Here is a 22,137-nt window from a genome sequence, read left to right as displayed (position 1 = left end):
TAGCGATTAAAGAGCATTAAGCAGCTTGACCACCGGCAGTTGTTCCCACATTTCAATGATATTGAAACAGGCCAGATCCTGTTCCAGCCGGAAAATATTCTCCAGCGGCATCCCCAGCAGGTGACACAAAATCACCCGATTGATGCCGCCATGGGCCACCACCCCAACGTTCCGACCCGGGTGCCGGGCCAGGATGGCCTCCAAAGCGGTCCGGCCCCGGTGGGCCACCTCTTGCGTGTTTTCCCCCTCGGGCGGGGCAAAGCGGACCGGATCGGCGGCCCAGGCGGTGAACGCCTCGGGAAAATCGCGTTTGATCTCGGCAAAACTCAAACCTTCCCATACCCCGAAATGGCGCTCCCGCAAATCATCTTCCACCACCGGGGTCAAGCCGTGAGGGGCGGCAATCAGTTCCGCGCTCTGCACCGCCCGGCTGAGGGGTGAGCAGTAAACCACATCCAACCCCTCCTCGTTGGCCGCCCCTTCCTGGTCATGGACCACCCGCAGATAGCTTTGCCGGCGCTCTTGAAGCATGACCGCCAGCACCTCCCGCAAACGGCCGGCGGTGCGCCTCACCTGCTCGTACCCCCGCGCCGACAGGGGCACATCCAGGCTGCCTTTATAACGTGGAATATCCGAACCTTCGGTTTCCCCGTGCCTTACCAGACAGAGAGTCGTAACCATATCAGCACCAGTAACAGAAAAAGGATCTCCGCCAGTTCGTTGACCGCCCCCAGGCTGTCGCCGCTCATTCCCCCGAATTTTTGACGACCAAAGGCAATCGCCAGGCGGCTGAAGAGATAAAGCCCCGCCGGCAGCAAAAGGTAGAAGAGAAAAGAGTAAGCGGGCAGAAAACCGGCCAGCAGCCAACCGACGGCCAGCAGCGGCAGCAGCAGCGCCGCCACGTTCCAGGCCAGTTCCCGGCCGCCCACCGCCCCGATAAAGAGCCTGCCAAGCCCTTCGGGACGTGCCGGTTGCGCCCGGTACATGGCGGTCACCATCGCCCACTTGCCGCAAGCAGGCAGCAGCAGCAGGCTGGAATAGTAAATGGCGTAGGAGGAATGGGAAAGACTCTGCAGAGCAAAATATTTAAGCACCAGGACAAAGAAAATGGCCAGCACCCCCATGACCCCGGTGGCCGGATCCTTCATCACCTCCAGCCGCCGGCTCAGGTCCCGCTCCCGCTCGCCGCTGCCCTTAACCGCCAGAGCATCAAAACAGTCGGCCAGGCCGTCGAGATGAAAGCCGCCACTGATCAGCACCAAGGCCAGCACCACCAGCCACAGGGCAAGATCGGGATGAAACAGCAGCCCGGCAACCAGTTCCACCACTATCAGCAGCACCCCCTGCAGTAACCCCACCGCTGTAAAGGCGGCGGCACTGCGGGTAATATCGCGCTCGGCAAGCAGTTTGCCGCCGCCAGGAAGTGGCAAAATGGTCAAAAAGCGCGCCGCCGGTAGAATATCTTTCAGCACTCCAGACTCCTATTTAACCTGATAATGCCGGTGCCGCCGGCGACCTCTTCGCCCCACTCCCCAAACTGACGACCAGTAATCAGCGAGGGCAGGTCTGGATTTTTCACGCTGAAAAAATGGTTAGTTATCATGGCAATATAATCGACAACATCAGGCTAACCCAACCTTCCGCCCGGCGCCGGGGCCAGCCAGGCCAGACCGGCGCTGGCCAGGCTGTAGACGGCCATGGTTAGGGCCAGTACAGTCACACCCAGCCCGCTGTCCAAGAGCAGGCCGGCCAGGATGGGAGCGGCGGCGGTGGCGGCGATCACCGCCGCGTGTACCAGGGAGCGGATGGCTCCCAGGTGCAGGACACCATAGCGGTCGGCCCAGATGGTGCCGCCGGCGGTGGTGGCCAGGCCGATACTGGTGCCCAGCAGGGGCAGGTAACAAAACAACACCCAGGCCCCGGCAAAGCCGGCCAGCAGCAACAGCCCCAGAGACATGGGCAGCAAAGAAAGAGGCAGACTGCGGCGGGAACCCACCCGGTCCACCAAAGGGCCGGCGACCACCAGGCTCAGGAAATGCCCGGCGGCAAAGGCGACAAAGGCGCCGGCCAGCAGTTCCAGGGACCAGCCGCGAATGATGGCCACCGCCGACTGGTGAAAGAGCATGGCGGTGACCACAAAAGGAGTCGCCATCACCGCCGGCAACAACAGATAAAAGCCGCGATCGCGCAGAGCCTCCGCCCTGGTGTACTGACGCGGACCCGCCTGGTCGCCGGCAGCGGGCCGGACCAGGGGCGGCGTTTCCCGGCTCAACCCGCGCAACAGGGGCAGAATAAGCAGCGGCAGAACCACCGCCGCCGCCAGCCACGGCCAGCGCCAGTCTCCCCGGAGCATCAGCATCACCGCCACCGCCGGCAACAGCGCCTCGGCCAGGGGGATGCCCATGGCCCCCAGGGCCACCGCCTTGCCTCGGTGGGCGGCAAAATAGCGGGCGGCGGCGGTCATCCCCAGGTGCGCCACAAAGCCCTGACCGGCAAAACGAATGAGCACAAAACCGACAAACAGCACCCACGCCCCGGGGGCCAGCCCGATCAACAGACAACCAAGCGCCAGCAAGCCAACCGCCAGGTTGACCGCTCGGCCCAAAGACCAGGTGTCCACCAGGGAGCCAAGCCGCAGCAGCAGTAAAGCGCCCACCAAGGTAGCACCGCTGTACAGCCCGCCGTAAAACGTATGGGAAAGATTAAAGGCAACCCTCAGTTCTTCCCCGAAGATCGAAACATAAAAAGTCTGGCCAAACCCGGAAGTGGCCACCGCCGCCAAGGGAAACAGGGCCAGGCGGGGATGCACCTGAAAAAGGGCGGCAAACCCCCGAATAAAGTCCTTGATCAACCTCAACCTCGTAGCATTTGGGCCTTGGCAGGCCGGATATTACCGACAGCTGAAGGGACCGTCAGCATTTTTGCAACTCCGTGGCAATGATCGCCGACGCCGCGCTGAGATCGTCATGATCAAGGTGGTTGGTCACGGAAAAGCGCAGTCTGGCCTGCCCGGCTGGCACCGTGGGCGGGCGCACCGCCGCCGCGTAAACCCCACGCTGCCGCAGGCGTTGGGCAAGGTCCAGGGCGGCCTGATTGTCGCCCACCGTTAAAGGCACGATCTGGGAGGGGCCCAGTCCGGCCTTGATCCCGCCCCGGGTCAGACCGCTTTTAAAAATCTCCACCCGCCGCCACAACTCCCGGCGCAACTCTGGTTCATCGGCCAGCAACTGGACGGCGGCCAGGGCAGCGGCGGTGCTGGCCGGCGGCAAAGCGGTGGAGAAGATAAAGCTCCGGGCCCGGTTGAGCAAAAAAGAGACCAGGCGCTGTTCTCCGGCCACGTAGGCCCCGTAGCTGCCCAGAGCCTTGCCCAGGGTGCCCATGACCAGATCGACCCGGTGGGCCAGGCCTTCCGCCGCCAGCAATCCCGCCCCGTTGTCGCCAAACAGCCCGGTGGCATGGGCTTCATCCACCAGTAGCCGGCAACCATATCGCTCCTTGAGCGCCACCACCTCGGCCAGGGGACAGATATCGCCATCCATACTGTAAAGCGACTCCACCACAATCAGGGCCTCTTTGCCGCCCCGGTGACGCTTGATCAGATCCTCAAGGTGATTGCAATCGTTATGGGCAAACCGGTGCAATCTGGCCCCGGAGAGCTGGCAGCCGTCGTGAATGCTGGCATGGTTGAGCCGATCGCCGAAAATGACGTCGTGTCGTCCCACCAGCGCCGGGATCAAGCCGACATTGGCCAGGTAGCCGCTGCCAAACAGCAGCGCCGCTTCCTGCTCCTTGAGCCGGGCCAGGGCCGCTTCCAGTTCACGATGGAGAGCAAAATCACCGCTCATCAGACGGGCCGCCCCGGCCCCGGTGCCGTAACGGCTCAGGGCATCGGCGGCGGCTACCAGCGGCAGAGGATGACGGCTCAGGCCCAGATAGTCATTGGAGGAGAAATCAAGCAGATCAGGGCCGGCCGCCGACAGTCGCACCCGGCCGCCGTCGGGATGCTCCAGCTCCGGCAACTGCCGTAAACGTCCATCTTTTTGCTGACGCTTGAGATAAGCGGCTATATCAACCATGCAAAAACCTCGGCCAATCAGCGCCCAACGTCGTCAAAACGTGGGGGTGCCGAACATTTAGCGGACAACAGGATAGATTGACAGACTAAGCCCAGAACTGCTGCATTTCCCGGGCAAACTTGCGATCGGCCGCCACACTGCGGCCCCGCTGGGTAAGGTAGCCGCCGATCATCATGCCGTCGGCCCCGGCCTGGAAGGCGGTGGCCAGGAAGTCTTCCAGAGCCGTTTCCCGCCCCCCGGCCAGGCGAATACAAACCTTCGGCAACAACAGCCGGAACATCGCGATACTGCGCACAATATCCCGCACCGCCAAAGGCTCGGCGCCGGCCATCGGGGTGCCCGGCAGGGGAATCAAAAAATTCAGCGGCACCGAATCCACCGCCAGTTCACGCAACCTCAGGGCCATCTCGATGCGGTCATCCTCGCTTTCCCCCAGCCCAAAAATTCCGCCGGCGCAAACCTCCAATCCGACCTCCTGGGCCGCCTGAATGGTGGCAATCCGGTCGGCGAAGGTGTGGGTGGTGGTAACCTGAGGGAAAAAGCGTTCCGAGGTTTCCAGGTTGTGATGATAGCGGGCCATCCCCGCCTGTTTGAGGCGCAGCAGGGCGTCACGGTCAAGAATGCCGAAGGAACCGCAGAGTTTGATCTCCACCCGCTCACGGATCGCCGCAAAGCGTTGGGCCACATCCTCCACCTCGGTCGCCGACAGCCCCCGGCCGCTGGTCACCATGGAAAAGCGCGAAGCCCCCGCTTCCTTGGCGGCTTCGGCGGCGGCGACAATCTCGGCGCTCTCCTTAAGTGGATAAATCGGGGCGTCGGTCTGGTAGTGCGATGACTGCACGCAGTATCGGCAGTCCTCGCTGCATTTGCCCGATTTGGCATTGATGATGCTACAGAAGGAAAAGGAATCCGCCCGGTGGGCAACTTTGACCACCGTCGCCCGGGCCAGCAGTTCAGCGGTGGAAAGTTGCCGCCACTGTTCCATTTCAAGCCGGTTGACTTCGTTCATCCTGATGATTCTCCCGATGGCCGCTGGTCGGTGGCGTGCTGCCGACACTGACCGAGGTTACCTCTTTAAGCCGAAAATTCCGCCTTTGGCGGTGGCAAACGCCGGCGCTCGTCCTTCCCGGCGACCGCTCACCCGGGCTCTTTTTTTTCTGGCCGGGGTCGGCGGCGGCGCCACGGCGTTGAGATCCGGCAATGGCTCGCCGGCCACGGCAGCCCGGTAAAGTTCGTAAAAAGCCAGGCAGCGAGGAAAGTAGCCTTTTTTGGTCAAACCGCGGGGCCAGGACGGCTCACCCAAGCCGCCCTGGTCTTCGGCTGCCTCTGTTCCGGCGCGGGGATCGTTGGCCATCAGCAGAGGCAAATTGGCCAGCAGCAGGGCCAGGGATTCCTTGGTGTGCCGCTTGATATTCAGGGGCAGCAGAACCGCGTCCAACTCCGTCCGCAACTGCCGGGAAAAACGGTAGGCCGTGTTACGGTCGGGACAGCTGGCCAGCAGACTGAACCGCGCATCGGCCCAGGGAAGCAGCAACATGGCAAAAATTATTTCCTCGGCGGGCACCTTGCCGGCGGCCACGGCCCGATCAACCACGGCCATCAACTGCAGCAGCAACTCGGCCAGCGGATGGGGATCGGCAAGCTTCTGATGCGCCAGCCGAGCCGGGTCGGGTGCCGGCAATATCCCGCGATAGAACGGAAAGAGCTCAAAGAAGACGCCGCTGGCCAGACCCAGTTCCACCCAGCGCCGGCTGGCCCCGCCCTGCAGATCTTTGCACAATTCATCGCGCAGACGGGAGTCGGGGCAAAGCTGCAGCTTGTCCAGATGGCGCAGGATGGCCAGCCAGGTTTCCTCCTCAATAACAAAGTCACTACGGGCGGCGTGGCGAATGGCACGCAGCATTCGCACCGGATCACGAATCAGGCGCCGGTCCGGATCACCCACCAGACGCACCAGCCCACGGTGCAGATCTTCCACCCCACCGGTGTAGTCGATGACCGAAAAATTCTCAATCTCATAGAACAGCGCATTGATGGTCAGATCCCGACGAAAAGCGTCCTCGGCAGGATCACCAAAGGTGTTGTCCGAAGCCAGGGTTTCGATCTCGACGCCGTTGAGGTCAAATTCGCTGCGACAGCGAAAAGTGGCCACTTCGATGATCTTGCCCCCATGAAAAAAGACCTGCACCAAACGGAAGCGGCGGCCGATGATCCGGCTGTTGCGGAAGATTTTACGCAACTCACCGGGCCGGGCATCGGTACTGATATCGAAATCCTTGGGTTTTTTCCCCATCAACAGGTCCCGCACCCCGCCACCCACCAGGTAGGCGCGAAAACCTTCGTCCCGCAGGCGGTGCATGACTTTGAGGGCCTCGCGGTCGATATCGGCGCGGGAAATACAATGTTCGGAACGGGGGATCACCCGGGGCTCGGGTAATGATAAATCTTCGCTCATGGGCACCAGATCACGACAACCAAGGGGCAACGGCCAACAACTTCCCGGCCGACTACCTTGGCTCCTTATACACGGATTCCGCCTGGCTGACGAACTGGTCAAAAACTTCCTGGACGGTCATAATTTCCTTCATCTTCCAGACATTCTCGCCGGAGAAGAACAGCCCCTCTTCCAGGTCACCTTCACAGGCCTTCATCAGGCGGTCGCTGATGCAATAGACATGGTCACACTTCTTCAGGCACTTCCAGCGACACTCTTTGGTTTTGAGCTCTTCGGCGGCGGCCAGCCGTTCGACGAACGGGGTTTTGATGGCCCGACCGGGCAGCCCCACCGGGGAGCGGATCAGGGTTACATCTTCGGGCCGGGCCTTGAGCATGGCCTGCTTGAACGTGTCGTCCACCGAGCACTCCTCGGTGAGCACGAAACGGGTGGCGATCTGAACCCCGTCGGCGCCGTACTGATCCATCATCTCGGCCATTTCAAAACCGTTGGTAATACCGCCGGCGGCAATCAGCGGCACCTTCTTGACCACTTTGCGAATCTCAGGAAAAAGATCGCGCAGGGCCTGATCGGTGCCCAAGTGACCGCCAGCCTCTTTGGCTTCAACAATGATCGCCGCCGCCCCCAACTTTTCCGCCAGGCGGGCGAAGGCGGGCGAGGAGACAATGGAGACAATGGGTGTATTGGTTTCTTTGCCGATCTTGAAGATATCCCGGGAAAACCCGGCCCCGGTGATGATCATGTCCACCCCTGCTTCGATGGACCCCATTACCAGATTATAAAAGTTCTGCATGGCGAACATGATGTTCACCGCGATAATCCCGTCGGTTTCGCTTTTGGCTTTGCGGATGTCCGCCTGCAACTCTTCCAGCGGCAGGCCGGACCCACCGATGGTCCCGATGCCGCCGGAGCGGGCAACCGGCACCGCCAGGGCGGCGGTGGAAACGCGAATGGACATACCCCCCTGAATAAGGGGAACCGGGGCGGTAAAAGAACCGATTTTAAGAGGAGGAAGCTTCATCTTGAAAAAACACTCCGAACATGACTGATCGGCTCCGGGCCGTCAAAAAACCTGAAGAACCTTGACATAACGAGGCGATTCTGTTTGCCAGTTCGATCAGAATTATGTTTCAATAGTTATGGCAGCCAGTGATCAGCAAAAAAAGCAGTGACTCTACCGGCCCGGGTATACTTAACGAGGCTGACGACCATGATCGTCTTGGCAAAAGCTTGAACGCTCTCTTCTATGACAAAAAGCGCAAAAAGGCAATGATTTTTGCGCTAAACCCAAAAAAACCCGCAAGGACTGAGCTTTTATGAACCAGGCCGACTCCCCCTTCACCCTTGAGCCTGATTTTCCGGTCAAGATTCTGGTCGTGGACGACGACCCTCAGGTGCTTAACCTGCTTCTCACCGCCATTGAATCATTCGGCTTTCAGTGCCGGACCGCCAGCGACGGGGTTGAAGCCATGGAAAAGCTGCAGGAGGACGAGTTCTCCTTGGTGATCACTGACCTGACCATGCCCCGCATGGACGGCATGACCCTGCTCAAGCAGGTCAAAAATCTTTACCCACGCCTGGATATCATTGTGGTGACCGGATATGCGGAAAAATTCAGCTACACCGACGTCATTAAAAAGGGCGCCTGCGACTTCATCGCCAAGCCCTTTAATATCGACGAACTCGAGGCCAAACTGCACCGGGTGCTGCGGGAACAGACCATGGTGCGTAAGCTGGAACAGCTCTCCATGCGCGACGCCCTGACCGGGCTCTTTAATCGCCGCGGCTTCGAGGTCAAGCTCGACGAAGAGGTGCCGCGGGCCCACCGGCAGAACTACCCGCTCTATGTGGCCATCATCGACATGGATAAATTTAAAAAATATAATGATGAGTTCGGCCACCAGGCGGGTGACCGGGCTCTCCAGGCCATCGGCCGCCTGTTGCTGAGAAGCACCCGGGACAATGTTGACTGGTGCTGCCGTCCGGGCGGCGATGAGTTCTCCGTTATCCTGCCATACGCCGATAATGAACAGGCCCTGGCTGTGGCCCGGCGAATTCTGGAGCAGTACCGGCGGGAGCCCTTCGGTGAGACCACCCTAAGCATCGGCCTGGCCCGCTTTCACCGCCACCGGCAACACACCATGGGGGAAGACATCGAACATCTGCTGGACCGGGCCGACCGGGCCATGTACCGCAGCAAACAGGCCGGCGGCGACCGAATCAACTGCGACCTCTCACTCACCACCCAGGACTGCTCCCGCCCCTGACACTCCCATTCCATCGCCACAACCCGCCCCCAGACGGGGTTTTACCGCTGCCTCCAATACCTTCCCAGGTAATAATAAAATAATTTGTATTTCCACCATCCCTCTGGTATATAGGCACATCGTATTTCCATAATTCAAGGAGGATTGTTTACATGTCAACCAACACAGACACAATAGAAACCGCAGGTGGTGAATCCTTTGCCGATCTGTTTGAACAGAGCATCCGGGTAGCGGATGTGGGCGAAGTGGTCAACGGCGAAGTCATCGCTGTGGGCAAAGATTATGTCCTGGTGGATATCGGGGACAAAGCGGAAGGCGAAATCGACATCAGTGAATTCCGCAACGAAGAAGGCCAGATCGAAGTCAACGTCGGCGACACCTTCGAGGTTTTCGTGGAGAAACGGGAACCGGAAGGCGGACTTAAACTTTCCCGCGAACGGGCCATCGGCATCAAGGTATGGGAAGAAATTGCCCGGATCCAGGAAGCCGACGGCACCATCACCGGCCGCATCGACAGCCGGGTTAAAGGTGGCCTTTCCGTGGACATCGGCGTACCGGCCTTTCTCCCCTATTCCCAGATCGACCTGCGCCCGGTTCGCGATCTCGACGCCATGATCGGCGAGAGTTATGAATTTAAAATTCTCAAGTACAACCGCCGCCGCAACAACGTGGTCATTTCCCGGCGGGCGATCATGGAAGAGGAACGCAAGAAACTGCGCGAAGAAATGCGCACCAGTCTGGAAGAAGGTCAGGTTCTTGCTGGCTCGGTGACCAACATCACCGACTACGGAGTCTTTGTCGACCTCGGCGGCATGGACGGACTTTGCCATATCACCGACCTCTCCTGGGGCCGGGTCTCCCATCCTTCCAAGATGTACAAGGTGGGCGATGAAATCCAGGTCAAGATTCTCAAATACGATAAAGAAAACGACAAGGTATCTTTGGGGGTCAAGCAGCTCAAAAGCGATCCCTGGGAGACCATTCAGCAACGCTACCCGGTGGGTGCCAAGGTGCCCGGCAAGGTGGTAAGCATCACCGATTACGGCGCCTTTGTCGAATTGGAAGAAGGAGTTGAAGGCCTGGTGCACATCTCAGAGATGTCCTGGTCGAAAAAATCCCGCCATCCTTCGAAGATCGTCGGCGTCGGCGATGAGGTGGAAGTGGCGGTGCTCAACGTTGATCCTGAAGCCAAACGGATCTCGCTGGGCATGAAGCAGCTCCAGCCCAACCCCTGGGACATGGTGGCGGAAAATTATCCGGTGGGCTCCATCATCGAGGGCAAAATCAAGAACATCACCGATTTCGGTATTTTCATCGGCATCGAGGAAGGGATCGACGGCCTGATCCATGTCTCCGACCTTTCATGGACCGAGCGCATCAAGCACCCCGGCGAAAAATACGCCAAGGGTGAGACCATTCAGGCAGTAGTGCTCAAGATCGACAAGGAAAACGAGCGTTTCTCCCTGGGCATCAAGCAGCTGCAACCCGATCCCTGGGAAGCGGCGGTGGAGAAATATGCCATCGGCACCAAGATCAGTGGCAAAATCACCAATGTTACCGACTTCGGGGTTTTCGTCGAGCTTGAAGAAGGCATCGAGGGCCTGGTACATGTCTCCGAGTTGAGCAAGGAGAAGGTGGATACCCCGGTGGGCCTCTACAACGTCGGCGACACCCTGGAAGCCCGGGTAATCAACGTCTCGGCCAAGGACCGCAAGATCGGCCTGTCCATCAAGGCGTTGAGCGGCGAGGGTGAAGCGGCCCGCATTGAAGAGTACAAGCAGCAGCAGGCTAAAAGCGGCCCTTCCACCTTGGGAGATCTACTCAAGGAAGAGATGGAAAGCCAGGAAAAGACTGAAGAGTCCTGATCCCAGCCGCTCGAGGCCGCGCAATCATGGACGACAAAAGCTCATTCCGGCAAAGACATCCACTGCTCTCCGGCTGCCTGACTCTACTGGTGGCCGGGCTGCTGTTCTGGGCCGGAGTGAGCTTTTTAATCGGCTCACTGTTGCGCGATTCATCCATGTTCAGCTCGAGCCGGCACTCCGAAGGCGTTGGAGTAATCGAAGTCCGCGGGGTGATCGGCACCGCCGATCAGCTAATCGAACAGCTGACCGATTTTCGTCGCCAGGACAAGATCAAAGCCATTGTGCTGCGTATTGACAGCCCCGGCGGGGCCGTCGGCGCCTCGCAGGAACTGTTTGCCGAGGTAAAAAGGACCAACCAGGTTAAACCGGTGGTGGCCTCCATGGGTTCGGTGGCGGCTTCGGGCGGACTATACGCGGCCTTGGGAGCCGAGCGGATTATCGCCAACCCCGGCACCTTGACCGGCAGCATCGGGGTGATCATTAAATTCGCCAACCTGGAGGAGCTGCTGCAGAAAATCGGCTATCGTAGCGAAACCATCAAAAGCGGTGAACTTAAGGATACCGGAGCCGTGGATCGCCCCCTGACCCCCGGTGAAAGGGCGATGCTGGCCGAGATGATCCAGGGGGTTCACGCGCAATTCGTCGGTGACGTGGCCCAAAGTCGCGGTTTACCGGTCGAGCAGGTGGAAAAGTTTGCCGACGGTCGGATTTTCACCGGCGGCCGAGCCCTGGAACTGCAACTGGTTGATGCTTTGGGCAACCTCAACGACGCCGCCATGCTGGCGGCGGAACTGGGTGGGCTGGACGGGGAACAGGTTCCTCAGCTGATCTACCCACCCCGCCGGGACTTATCGCTGCTTACTTTACTGCTGGGCGGCAAGTTGACCAGCCGGCTGGCGCCGTCCCTGGACCCGACACCGGTACTGGCTTACGAATGGACCATATCACCATAAATCAACTGCAAGGAAAACAAACATGCTGAAACGGGATCTCATCAACGCCGTCGCCGAAGAAATGCCCGGTTTTCTGAAGAAAGATCTGGACCAGGCCCTGGACATCATGCTGGAAAACATTCTCCAGGCGCTGGAGGAAAACCGCCGGGTGGAAATAAGAGGATTTGGCAGTTTTTCGGTCCGCGAGCGCAAGGCTCGCACCACCAAAAACCCCAGAACCGGTAAGGTGATGCACATTCCGCCCCGTAAAAACGTTCATTTCACCATGAGCAAATCGCTGAAAGACGGCCTCATCGACTGATGACGCCGTTTAAGGCCGGCACGGCGAGGCCCGGCCGGCCTATAGCCCGCGCGCCGGCCGGGCCCCGCCGCGCAAACGCAACCAACTCATCCCAAGCCTTCCAGGCTTCCCTTGCCGGGCCGCAGCACCTGCAGATCGTCGTCTTCCAGGCTGACCACGGTGGATGGCATCGAGTGGGCCAGCGGCCCGCTGTCGATGATCAGGTCGACCTGCTTGGCATACCTCTCTTCCACCTCATAGGCATGAATCAGTTGTCGGCCGTCGAGATCGTCCGGGGCCGCGCTGGTAGTCAGAATCGGGTTACCCAGGCCGTTAACCAGTTCCATGCATATCCGGTGATCCGGCACCCGGATCCCCACCGTCTTCTGCTTGGTCATCATGATTTTGGGAACCAGCTTGGTCGCCGGCAAAACAAAGGTATAAGGACCGGGCAGACTTTTCCGCAGCACCCGATAACCGGTATTAGAAACATGGGCATAGGTGCTGACATCTTTCAGGTCGGCACAGATAAAACTGAACGGCCTCGCCAAAGGCCGCTGTTTGATCTGGTAGATCCGCTTGACCGCCTTCTGGTTGAAAATATCACAACCAATACCGTAAACCGTGTCTGTCGGGTAGCAGATAACCGCCCCTTGGCGTAAGGCCTCGACTACCTGTTTAAGCAGACGGGGCTGGGGGTTGTCGGGGTTGATGTGCAACAGCAAATTCTCTTCCTCCTGCTGTATTGAAGCGGTTAATACCACAAACTCGCGGCGCCCCGGTGTTCGACAAGGACCGCCAGCGCCGAGGATTTTAGCCGATCACCGCAGCGGACGCAAAAAGTAAATTTACGCCGCCAAGCAAAAAGGTTAGTATACAGAGTTTCTACCATCGTTACTTTTCTTAGCCGCTAGGAGTTAGCCCATGCCGCTCGACAACCTGGAAACCGCCTACACCTTCGATGATCTATTGCTGGAACCAGGCGCCTCCGAAATCCTGCCCTCTGAGGTTGATCTCTCCACCCGTCTCACCCCCGCCATTGACCTTAAAATCCCGCTGGTCAGCGCGGCCATGGACTCGGTAACCGAACACCGTACCGCCATCACCATGGCCAGGGAAGGGGGGCTGGGAATTATCCACAAAAACATGAGCATCGACGAGCAGGCGCGGGAGGTGCGCAAAGTTAAAAAGTCCGAATCGGGGATGGTAATTGACCCTGTAACGGTGGATGAAAACCGTACGGTGCGAGAGGTCAACGAAATCATGGGCAGCTTCCAGATCTCCGGGGTGCCGGTGCTGCGTGACGGCAAGCTGGTGGGGATTGTCACCAACCGCGACCTGCGCTTTGTCACCGATGAAAATCTTAAGGTCCGAGATGTGATGACCAGCAAAAACCTTGTTACCGCCCACCCCGGCATTACCCTGGAGCAATCCAAAGCCCTGCTGCACGAGCACCGGATCGAAAAGCTGTTGGTGGTGGATGATGACGGCAATCTCCAGGGCCTGATCACCATTAAGGATATCGAAAAGATCAGGCGCTACCCCAATGCCGCCAAGGACGACCTGGGCCGGCTGCGGGTCGGCGCCGCCATCGGGGCCAACACCACCCTTGGCGATGTGGAAAAGCTGGTGCAGATGGGGGTGGACGTGGTGGTGCTGGACTCCGCCCATGGCCACTCCAAAAACATTCTCGACGCCCTGCGCCGCATTAAAGACGCTTTTCCCGAATTACCGGTGATCGCCGGCAATGTGGCCACCGCCGAAGGCACCGAAGCCCTGATTAAGGCCGGCGCCGACTGCGTGAAGATCGGCGTCGGTCCCGGCTCCATCTGCACCACCCGCATCGTGGCCGGAGTCGGGGTCCCGCAACTGACGGCCATCAACAATGCCGCCAAAGTGGCCGACCGTTACGGAATCCCCCTGATCGCCGACGGGGGCATCAAATTTTCCGGCGAAATAACCAAGGCCATCGGCATCGGGGCCAGCGTCATCATGATCGGCAGTCTGTTTGCCGGCACCGATGAAGCGCCGGGCGAAACCTTCCTTTATCAGGGGCGCACATACAAGGGTTACCGGGGAATGGGCTCACTGGGAGCCATGCAGAAAGGCAGCAGCGACCGTTATTTTCAGGACCAGGCCGAAAGCCAGGCCAAGCTGGTACCGGAAGGTATTGAAGGCAAGGTGCCTTACCGCGGCCCCCTGTCCACCATGATTTATCAGCTCATGGGCGGTCTGCGCTCCGGCATGGGCTATGTGGGGGCGGCTAAGATTGGCGACCTGCGGGGCAAGGCCAAATTCGTCAAAATTACCGCCGCTGGGCTCAAAGAAAGCCATGTCCACGATGTCATCATTACCAAAGAAGCCCCCAACTACCGTTTAGGATAGAGCATGGATATTCACAGTGAAAAGATTTTGATTCTGGATTTCGGGTCACAGTATACTCAGTTGATCGCCCGACGGGTGCGGGAAGCTCATGTCTATTGCGAGCTGCATTCCCATGATATGGATATGGCCGACATCCAGGCCTTTGCCCCCCAAGGAATCATTCTCTCCGGCGGCCCCTGTTCGGTTTATGACCCCGGCGCCCCTACCTTTGATGAACGGCTGCTGGAACTGGGTGTGCCGGTCCTGGGCATTTGTTACGGGATGCATGTCATGGCCCGTCACTTCGGCGGCGAGGTCACCGCCGCCGGTAAACGCGAATTCGGCCACGCCGAACTGGAACGCACCGATAATAGCGGGCCGCTGTTCGATGGTTTTTTTGTCGAGGAGAAAAGTCCGGTCTGGATGAGTCATGGCGACCATGTCAGCAAACTGCCGCCGGGTTTTACAGTGGCCGCCGCCACCGCCAATGCGCCGGTGGCGGCCATTCAGGATCCGGGCCGGCAGCTTTACGGCGTACAGTTCCACCCCGAAGTCAACCACACCCCCCGCGGGGAAATCCTTATCGATACCTTTGTCCGCAAAATCTGCGCCTGTCATGGTCACTGGACTCCGGGCCAGATTATTGAAGACGCAGTGGCCCGGATCCAGGAAAAGGTGGGCGCCGACCGGGTCATTCTGGGTCTTTCCGGCGGCGTTGATTCATCGGTGGCCGCCGCCCTGATTCATCGAGCCATCGGCGACCAGCTTACCTGCGTTTTCGTAGACACCGGGCTGTTGCGCCTGGGCGAGGGAGATCAGGTGATGGCCACCTTTGCCGAAAACATGGGGGTCAAAGTCCTGCGTGTTGACGCCGAGGAGCGTTTTCTGACCGCCCTGATCGACGTCGATGATCCGGAGCAGAAGCGCAAAGTGATCGGCAACCTCTTCATCGCCATTTTTGAAGAGGTGGCGGCCGGCAAGCTGGAAGATGCCCGCTGGCTGGCCCAGGGCACCATCTACCCGGATGTCATTGAATCCGCCGGCGGCAAAACCGGCAAGGCCCAGAACATTAAAAGTCATCATAACGTCGGCGGCCTGCCGGAGAAAATGAAGCTGCAACTGCTGGAGCCCCTGCGGGAGCTGTTTAAAGACGAAGTCCGGGCCCTGGGCGACGAGCTGGGGCTGCCCCGGCAGATGGTCTGGCGTCACCCCTTCCCCGGCCCCGGCCTTGGGGTGCGGATTCTGGGTGAAGTCAAAAAAGAATATGCCGATATCCTGCGCCAGGCCGACGCCATCTATATTGAAGAACTTTTCCAGAGCGGCTGGTACGATAAAGTCAGTCAGGCCTTTGCGGTGTTCTTACCGGTACGCAGTGTCGGCGTGATGGGGGATGGCAGGACTTACGAAAATGTCGTGGCTCTGCGGGCCGTTGAAACCAAGGACTTTATGACCGCCTCCTGGGCCCAGCTACCCTACGACCTGCTGGCCCGGATCTCCACCAGGATCATCAACGAGGTCCGCGGGGTCAACCGGGTGGCCTACGATATTTCTTCCAAGCCGCCCAGCACCATCGAATGGGAGTGAAAACGGGCGGAAGCACCGCATCTTCGGGCGATCGACCCGACTTGCGTACCGATGTACGCGACGCCGGGCCGCTTACCCGAACCTGCGACACTGCCCCCCGTTTTCACGAACCTTTTGGTGATTAAAAACCATAAGGAAATAATGGATGAATAAACGCGCAGGCAAAAAAGATCATGAGGAATTGGAACAGGCCAACCTGCTGCTGGAGAGCTTTGCCCGCATTGCGGAAGTAATCAACGCCCCGCGGCTCAGCTTAAAACGTCGCAGCGAGAAGATCCTGCAAATTATTCTGGACTATCTCGGGGTGGAACACGGCTCCATCATGATGCGGGAAGGTCGCAAGTATCTGGTGGTGCTGGCCGCTAGCCGGCCGGAACTGGTGGGCTGCCGACAATCCCTGGACAGTAATTCGGTGGCCGCCTGGGTGGCCCAGCATCGTGAACCGTTGTTCATCTCCGATATCGACAATGATCCCCGCTTCGCCAAGCGTGCCACCGGCGAAAGCGGCCAGTACCGTAAGAACTCCCTGCTGTCGGCACCGATTATTCACCAGCAAAAGGTCATCGGCATCATCAACGCCACCGACAAACGGGGCGACAAAGATCTGCTCAAACAGGACATCGGCCGGCTGCTGGATTTCAGCAGTGTCATTCTTTCTCTGCTGGTCCAGCAGGATTTGCAGGAGCAGGTGCGCAAGCAACGCAACACCCTGCGGGAACGCAACAGGGAGTTGCACCGGCAACAAAAATTGCGAGCCGAACTTTCCCGCATGCTGGTCCATGACCTGAAAGGGCCGCTGTCGGAAGTGGTGGCCAACCTGGATATCCTTTCCTACAGCGTCGAAGGCGAGATGGGCGAATTTCTACAGTCCGCCCAGGTTGCCTGCAATAAAGCGGTGCGGATGGTCAACAACCTTACCACCATCGATAAAATCGAAGACGGCGGCTTCAAACCGATTCGGGAAACGGTAACCGCCGATGCCCTGATCAAGGAAAGTTTGAGCGACATCAAGGGGATGGCCACCATCCGCGGGATCACCTTAAATCCCGTGCTGCCGGCGGACCCGGCCCCGGTCCTGCACCTGGACCGGGTTTTGATTCTTCGGGTGCTGCAGAACCTGCTGGTTAACGCCCTGGGCTACAGCCCCGCCGAAACCGAAATCAGCTTCGGCTACCAGCTTGTCCCCAACCGCAAACAGGTGGAGTTTTTTGTGCAGGATCAGGGGCCCGGCATTGCCGCCGACAAGCTCCCCTCCATTTTCGAAAAATACCAGCGTATTGCCGACCGCCAGGACGCCTTGGTGGGTACCGGCCTGGGGCTATATTTTGCCCGGTTGACCGTGGAATTGCACGGCGGCGCCATCGGTGTGGAAAGCACTCCGGGGCAGGGCAGCCGCTTTTATTTCTCGTTGCCCGTTACCAAATGGAACGCCGACAACACTTCTGAAGAGCTTTTTTAAGGGGCAGGATCACTGAAGACAGTATGACAATTTATGATCCGAAAGAAATGACCTTCCTCATCGTCGACGATGTGGACAATATGCGTCGCTCCATCCGGGCCATGCTTAAACTGCTGAATTACGGCAAATCATTTCACGAAGCCGCCAACGGGCGGGACGCCTGGAAACTACTGCAGAGCGATAACCTGCAAGTCGACTTTATCATCTCCGATTATCACATGCCCCATGCCTCGGGCACGGAACTGCTCAACCTGCTGCGCTCCAACCGACGCACCCGCAATATTCCCTTTCTGATGATCACCGCCGAGGCCAATATGGATATTGTGGCGGAAGCGGCGGAGCATGACGTCGATGCCTACCTCACCAAACCCTTTGTTACCGCAACGCTGGAGCAGAAAATCAATGAACTGCTCGAGCGGACCCGCAACCCCTCGCCCCTTACCCGCCATCTTTCCACATCTCGGGACCTGGAGGAAAAGGGCGACTTGGCGGGAGCCATCACCGAAGCCAAAAAAGCGGCCTCGTTAAACGCTCATTCCTCTCGGCCTTTCCGGGAACTGGGCCGCCTGTTTGCCAAAAAGGGCGAGATTCAGAAGGCCCAGGCCTGCTTTGAACAGGCCATCCAGCGCAACCGCCTGGACGTCACCTCCTACCACGCCCTGGGCCAGATTGCTTTTCGTCGCAATAACACCGAAAAGGCTATCGGCTATTTTTCTCGGGCCATGGAGATCAGCCCCCGCCACACCGACCGGGCCCTGCAGTTTGCCAAGCTGCTGTTAAAAAAAAACCAGCCCCAGGAAGCGGAAAAAATCCTCAAACTGGTGCTCAAGCATAAAACCAACGATATCGACTTCAAGGAAGAGGTGGCGGAAATCGCCCTGCAGGCCGGGCTCGCCAACCTGGCGCTCAAAGCTTTCAGGGAGGTGATCAAAGCCGATTCCCAGCGCAGTTATTTGCACAAGAAAATCGGAACCGCTTTGATAAACGCCGGAGAATACGCCGAAGGCACCAGGATGCTGGAAACGGCGGCGGAAAAAACTCCTCAGGATATCCAGCTGATGCTGCGTCTGGCCCGGGCCTATCTGGAGATGAAAATGCCCATGCGGGCCGACAACTGGGCTTCCCGGGCACTGCGCATGGACCCCAAAAACCATGAAGCACAGGATATCCTGAAAAAATGCTCCTAGCCGCATCCAAGCCGGCACAACCTGACCGCGACGGTGACCACCATGGTTGAGCAACATCATGAGGTGCTATTGGCCATTCAGGCCGATCCCGTCGTCGGTGAAGAACTGCTGGCGGAAAAATGGCCGGAATTTTTTTACGGCTTACGGGCTCTGCTGCGTGACGATGGCCGTGAACAGGAAGATGAGCGGGAAAATCTGCTGCTCTTTCGCTTTCCCAACCCCACCATAGCTTTGACTTCACTCTTCAGGCGGCTTAAAGAAGTAAAAAAACGAGTAGGTTGGGACCATAGCCGGGGTCCGGCCCCACTCCGGCTGATCATGTGTCTGCCCAACCTTGAAACTTTACCACCCCTGCTGACGGGCGACGATCCCACCACCTGGCACCGGCTGCCGGCGGAAGTTCCCCATCTAAGCAGCAAACTCAAGGAGCAGTGGCGGCAACTGGCCGATCCCGACCGCATCGGCTTTCACACCCTGGGGGAGGAACAAGAGGGGATCACCCCGCTGCTGTTCAGTGATGAAAAGTCACAGCCACAGCGACCGCCCCTGTTCCCCCACCGGCACCTGCCGAGACAGGGCAAGCTGACGCCCTGCTTTTACTGCAGCCAGACCAGTCACGAACCGGCCGCCTGCCCGGCAAAGATGCTGACCATGCAGAGCCAGGGGCTGCCCACGGTGGGTTATCTTCCCCTGGAGGAACTCGGAGAGCATTTTGCCGAGGCCATGAGACGGCAAGGGGAGTTGAACGGACAGCTGCTCACCGGCATCAGCCCCGGGCAACTGCGCAAAGACCACCTGCTGCGGGTTTATGCCAGCTATTTCGATCTTAACAAAGTTTTCCAGCCTCGCTTTCTGGCCGGCATCGCCTTCACCCCCCACAGCCAATGGTGGGAACTGGGGCGCCCGGAGGCCATTGCTTCGGACAACAGCAGCCTTTTTGTGGGGCTGGATTGTCTACGGGTAGGGCAATACCGCCAGGCCGACGATCTTTTCATCAATGAAAGCCGCCGCCCCCGCGGCAAACAGCTTTACGCCGCCATCGGCCGGGCCCTGGTGGCCCTGGAACAGAACCGCCTGCAGGACATGGGCCACTACCTGGCCAGCGCCCTCAAGTTGGCCATCACCAACAAGGACCGCATCTACGTCTGTCTGCTGCTTTACCGCCTGTACCGCCTCCAGGGTGATTTCTGGAAAGCCGCCCACAGCCTGGATAATATTCTGTCCATCGACCGGGAATGCGCCGAGGCCATCTACCGCCAAATCCAACTGGCGGTGGCCGAGGATTCGTCCCACGAGGCCCTGCACCGCATTGGTTCTTTGGTGGCGGATGAAAAGCTTTACTTTATCCACATTCTGATGGACCCGGAACTGTTGCCGATTCAAAACGAAATTGACAACATTCTCCACACCCGCCTGCAAAACCAGCGTCAAGAGGCGGAAGAAAACCTGGCCCAGACCAGGGCGGTGGCCGATGAGATGGAACACTGGCTGGAGCCGGAGGCGGCGGAACTAAAGGAATTACGCGATGACCTGGCCCTGCTTGAGCAGCAACAGCAGCAGGAAAGTTATTACGACCTGGTTGATATCGCCCTTAAAACCAAAAAAATCAATCAGCGCTGTTACCGCCTCCAGGAAGCCAGAATCGATGCCGTCCATGAACGGGTTGTGGCCGCCGGCAAGCGGCTGGTCAGTTTCAAAACCTTCTGGCAAAGCTATCCCTACCCCTCTTTTTTCCCGGAATTCCCTGAAATCCTGAAAAGCCTGCAGGCCTTGGCCGCCAAGGCCTACCAGGGGCGGCAAAAAAACCTGACCGGGGCCAGCTACCGCGCCCTGGTTGAGGACCTCAACGAGAGCGAAGAAAAGTTTAATCGCCTCAAAGAGTTAACCGTGAGGATGATCTGGGTCCGCAACCTGTTCAACGCCGGCAAACAGTTTCTTCGCTCCCTGGTGGCGGCGGAACTGGCCCTGATCAGCCTGACGGTGGTGCTGCTGGCCGTACTGCTCCTGCTCTCGGCGGACTCCCCCGCCGCCTCCGGCCTGGCCGCAGTCCTGCGGGACCCGGCAGTACAAAAGCGCATGCTGACCACGGTCACCCTGGTGCTGGCCCCCTTTATCGCCCTGATTCACACCCTATGGCGCAGCCTGGAGCGATGAGCCCAACCCCGCCCGGCCACCCTGCCGCTCGGCGCGACAAGCGGGAGATCTTCGGCTGGGCGATGTTTGATTTTGCCAATCAGGCCTACACTCTGCTGATCATCACCGTGGTCTTCGGCGATCTGTTCACCACGGTGATCGTCGGCGATCGCGGGGACGACTACCGCCTGGGCAACCTGCTCTGGAGCCTGGCCCTGGCCACCAGCTATTTCCTGGTGGTCCTGGCCGGTCCGGTTTGCGGTGCGGTGATGGACTATACCGCCAGCAAAAAGCGGTTCCTGTTCGCCAGCTACCTGATCACGGTGGCAGCCACCGCTTTACTGGTGCTGGTCACCCCCGGCGCCATCGTACTGGCCCTGGTCCTGATCATTGTTTCCTGTTTCGCCTATTCCATCGGCGAAAACTTCATCGCCTCGTTTTTGCCCGAACTGGGCCCGCCGGAGGATCTGGGTAAGATCTCCGGCTTTGGCTGGGCTTTGGGTTACCTCGGCGGTCTGGCGGCGGCCGCCTTCACCTTGGCCTTCCTGGGGAACGCCACGGCGGAAAACTTTGACCGCATCCGCTGGGTCGGCCCCTTTGCCGCCGGATTTTTTCTGATTGCCGCCCTGCCCACCTTTCTCTGGCTGCAGGAACGGGGCACCCCCCAGCCGCGGCCGCCCGGGCAGAGCTACCTGGAGCTGGGACTTCAACGCACCGCCGCCACCCTGCGGGCCATTACCCAGTTCCGGGATCTGGCCATTTTTCTGCTGTCGCTGTTCTTTGCCATGGCCGCCATCTACATCATCATAAGTTTCACTTTCATCTACGGGGCCCAGGTCATCGGCTGGGATGAACGGACCCGCAACCTGATGTTCATCGTGGTGCAGCTCACTGCCGCCGCCGGCGCTCTGGGTTTCGGCTTTCTACAGGACCGCCTGGGGGCCAAGCCCATGTACCAGATTACTCTGCTGCTCTGGGTGCTGGCCATTATCGCCATCTGGGGCACCCCGCAACTGACCGCCTGGCTCAATCACCGTTTCGGGCTGAGTTGGGAAGTGCAGCACCTTTTCCTGGTAGTCGGCTGCCTGGCGGGGGTCAGCCTGGGCGCCACCCAGTCCGCCAGTCGCACCCTGGTTGGAATCTTCTCACCGGCCGGTAAAAGCGCCGAATTTTTCGGTTTCTGGGGATTGACCAACAAACTGGCCGGCATGCTCGGAATTGCCGCCCTAGGGCTGTTGCAGACCCTGGTTGGCCTGCAGAAATCGATTTTGCTGTGCGCCTTCCTGTTTATCATGGCACTGGTCATCTGCCTGCCGGTGAACCAGGCCCGGGGCCGGGCCGCCGCCGGACAATGGCACAACCATCAGCCGGCAAAAGGTTAAACGGCACACCAGGTGGAAGCGTGGGCCAGGACGGCGGACATAACCGCAGCAGGGGAAAAATCTTGATTGCACTACAAAAAGAGGATATACGAAGGAAACTGAAAAAATTCGCAACCATCCAGCTCACTCTGG

At 59.1% G+C, this 22,137-nt stretch carries 18 protein-coding genes; 10 read left to right on the top strand and 8 right to left on the bottom strand.

Going from position 1 to position 22,137, the window contains the following annotated elements:
- Window positions 1–6: 6 nt before the first annotated feature.
- The 7 genes from P0N66_RS00265 to P0N66_RS00235 all read right to left on the bottom strand — a co-directional run bounded on the left by P0N66_RS00265 (window position 7) and on the right by P0N66_RS00235 (window position 7,552).
- On the bottom strand, window positions 7–681 hold the full coding sequence (locus P0N66_RS00265) for a histidine phosphatase family protein (protein WP_275801951.1): 675 nt from the start codon (window positions 679–681) through the stop codon (window positions 7–9).
- Entirely contained in the window at window positions 657–1,472 is an 816-nt protein-coding gene (gene cobS / locus P0N66_RS00260) for an adenosylcobinamide-GDP ribazoletransferase (RefSeq protein ID WP_275801950.1), read from the bottom strand. The genes P0N66_RS00265 and cobS overlap by 25 nt, the downstream gene beginning before the upstream one ends.
- A gap of 155 nt (window positions 1,473–1,627) precedes the next feature.
- Complete coding sequence (locus tag P0N66_RS00255) at window positions 1,628–2,851, bottom strand: MFS transporter (protein WP_275801949.1); 1,224 nt, start codon at window positions 2,849–2,851, stop codon at window positions 1,628–1,630.
- Window positions 2,852–2,912: 61 nt separating this feature from the next.
- Window positions 2,913–4,076 (bottom strand): 8-amino-7-oxononanoate synthase, encoded by a 1,164-nt coding sequence (bioF, locus tag P0N66_RS00250; RefSeq protein WP_275801948.1) that lies wholly within the window; start codon window positions 4,074–4,076, stop codon window positions 2,913–2,915.
- Between the two features lie 85 nt (window positions 4,077–4,161).
- A complete protein-coding gene (gene bioB / locus P0N66_RS00245; RefSeq protein ID WP_275801947.1) occupies window positions 4,162–5,085 on the bottom strand; it encodes a biotin synthase BioB in 924 nt (307 codons plus the stop codon).
- 57 nt (window positions 5,086–5,142) lie between these two features.
- Complete coding sequence (locus P0N66_RS00240; RefSeq protein WP_275801946.1) at window positions 5,143–6,531, bottom strand: tRNA nucleotidyltransferase/poly(A) polymerase-related protein; 1,389 nt, start codon at window positions 6,529–6,531, stop codon at window positions 5,143–5,145.
- 52 nt (window positions 6,532–6,583) lie between these two features.
- Window positions 6,584–7,552 carry an NAD(P)H-dependent flavin oxidoreductase gene (locus P0N66_RS00235; protein ID WP_275801945.1) on the bottom strand — a complete coding sequence of 323 codons (969 nt, stop codon included), beginning with the start codon at window positions 7,550–7,552 and terminating at the stop codon, window positions 6,584–6,586.
- Between the two features lie 295 nt (window positions 7,553–7,847).
- Here P0N66_RS00235 and P0N66_RS00230 point away from each other — a divergent pair, with 295 nt between their 5' ends.
- The 4 genes from P0N66_RS00230 (at window position 7,848) to P0N66_RS00215 (ending at window position 11,917) form a co-directional block, all read left to right on the top strand.
- The gene (locus P0N66_RS00230; protein ID WP_275801944.1) at window positions 7,848–8,798 is read left to right on the top strand and encodes a GGDEF domain-containing response regulator; all 951 of its coding nucleotides are present in this window, start codon (window positions 7,848–7,850) and stop codon (window positions 8,796–8,798) included.
- 152 nt (window positions 8,799–8,950) lie between these two features.
- Window positions 8,951–10,663 (top strand): 30S ribosomal protein S1, encoded by a 1,713-nt coding sequence (locus tag P0N66_RS00225; RefSeq protein WP_275801943.1) that lies wholly within the window; start codon window positions 8,951–8,953, stop codon window positions 10,661–10,663.
- 26 nt (window positions 10,664–10,689) lie between these two features.
- Complete coding sequence (gene sppA / locus P0N66_RS00220) at window positions 10,690–11,616, top strand: signal peptide peptidase SppA (protein WP_275801942.1); 927 nt, start codon at window positions 10,690–10,692, stop codon at window positions 11,614–11,616.
- Between the two features lie 22 nt (window positions 11,617–11,638).
- Window positions 11,639–11,917, top strand: coding sequence for an HU family DNA-binding protein (locus tag P0N66_RS00215; RefSeq protein WP_275801941.1), 279 nt, complete (start codon window positions 11,639–11,641; stop codon window positions 11,915–11,917).
- An 86-nt stretch (window positions 11,918–12,003) separates the two neighbouring features.
- Here the strand turns inward: P0N66_RS00215 and P0N66_RS00210 are convergent, their stop codons facing one another.
- A complete protein-coding gene (locus tag P0N66_RS00210; RefSeq protein ID WP_275801940.1) occupies window positions 12,004–12,621 on the bottom strand; it encodes an L-threonylcarbamoyladenylate synthase in 618 nt (205 codons plus the stop codon).
- A gap of 199 nt (window positions 12,622–12,820) precedes the next feature.
- Between P0N66_RS00210 and guaB the strand changes: the two genes are divergently transcribed.
- The 6 genes from guaB to P0N66_RS00180 all read left to right on the top strand — a co-directional run bounded on the left by guaB (window position 12,821) and on the right by P0N66_RS00180 (window position 22,005).
- Window positions 12,821–14,281 (top strand): IMP dehydrogenase, encoded by a 1,461-nt coding sequence (gene guaB, locus P0N66_RS00205; RefSeq protein ID WP_275801939.1) that lies wholly within the window; start codon window positions 12,821–12,823, stop codon window positions 14,279–14,281.
- A gap of 3 nt (window positions 14,282–14,284) precedes the next feature.
- The gene (guaA, locus tag P0N66_RS00200) at window positions 14,285–15,844 is read left to right on the top strand and encodes a glutamine-hydrolyzing GMP synthase (protein ID WP_275801938.1); all 1,560 of its coding nucleotides are present in this window, start codon (window positions 14,285–14,287) and stop codon (window positions 15,842–15,844) included.
- Window positions 15,845–15,989: 145 nt separating this feature from the next.
- Window positions 15,990–17,303 (top strand): GAF domain-containing sensor histidine kinase, encoded by a 1,314-nt coding sequence (locus P0N66_RS00195; RefSeq protein WP_275801937.1) that lies wholly within the window; start codon window positions 15,990–15,992, stop codon window positions 17,301–17,303.
- Window positions 17,304–17,326: 23 nt separating this feature from the next.
- Complete coding sequence (locus P0N66_RS00190; RefSeq protein ID WP_275801936.1) at window positions 17,327–18,490, top strand: tetratricopeptide repeat protein; 1,164 nt, start codon at window positions 17,327–17,329, stop codon at window positions 18,488–18,490.
- Between the two features lie 42 nt (window positions 18,491–18,532).
- Window positions 18,533–20,644 carry a hypothetical protein gene (locus P0N66_RS00185; protein ID WP_275801935.1) on the top strand — a complete coding sequence of 704 codons (2,112 nt, stop codon included), beginning with the start codon at window positions 18,533–18,535 and terminating at the stop codon, window positions 20,642–20,644.
- The gene (locus P0N66_RS00180; protein ID WP_275801934.1) at window positions 20,641–22,005 is read left to right on the top strand and encodes an MFS transporter; all 1,365 of its coding nucleotides are present in this window, start codon (window positions 20,641–20,643) and stop codon (window positions 22,003–22,005) included. Before P0N66_RS00185 ends, P0N66_RS00180 begins: the two co-directional genes overlap by 4 nt.
- The last annotated feature ends 132 nt before the right edge of the window (window positions 22,006–22,137 follow it).

The organism is Desulfurivibrio dismutans, assembly GCF_029210385.1.
GTDB classification, from domain to species: domain Bacteria; phylum Desulfobacterota; class Desulfobulbia; order Desulfobulbales; family Desulfurivibrionaceae; genus Desulfurivibrio; species Desulfurivibrio dismutans.
The sequence above is the reverse complement of the archived record's forward strand: the minus strand, read 5'-3'. Positions and strand labels throughout refer to the sequence as shown.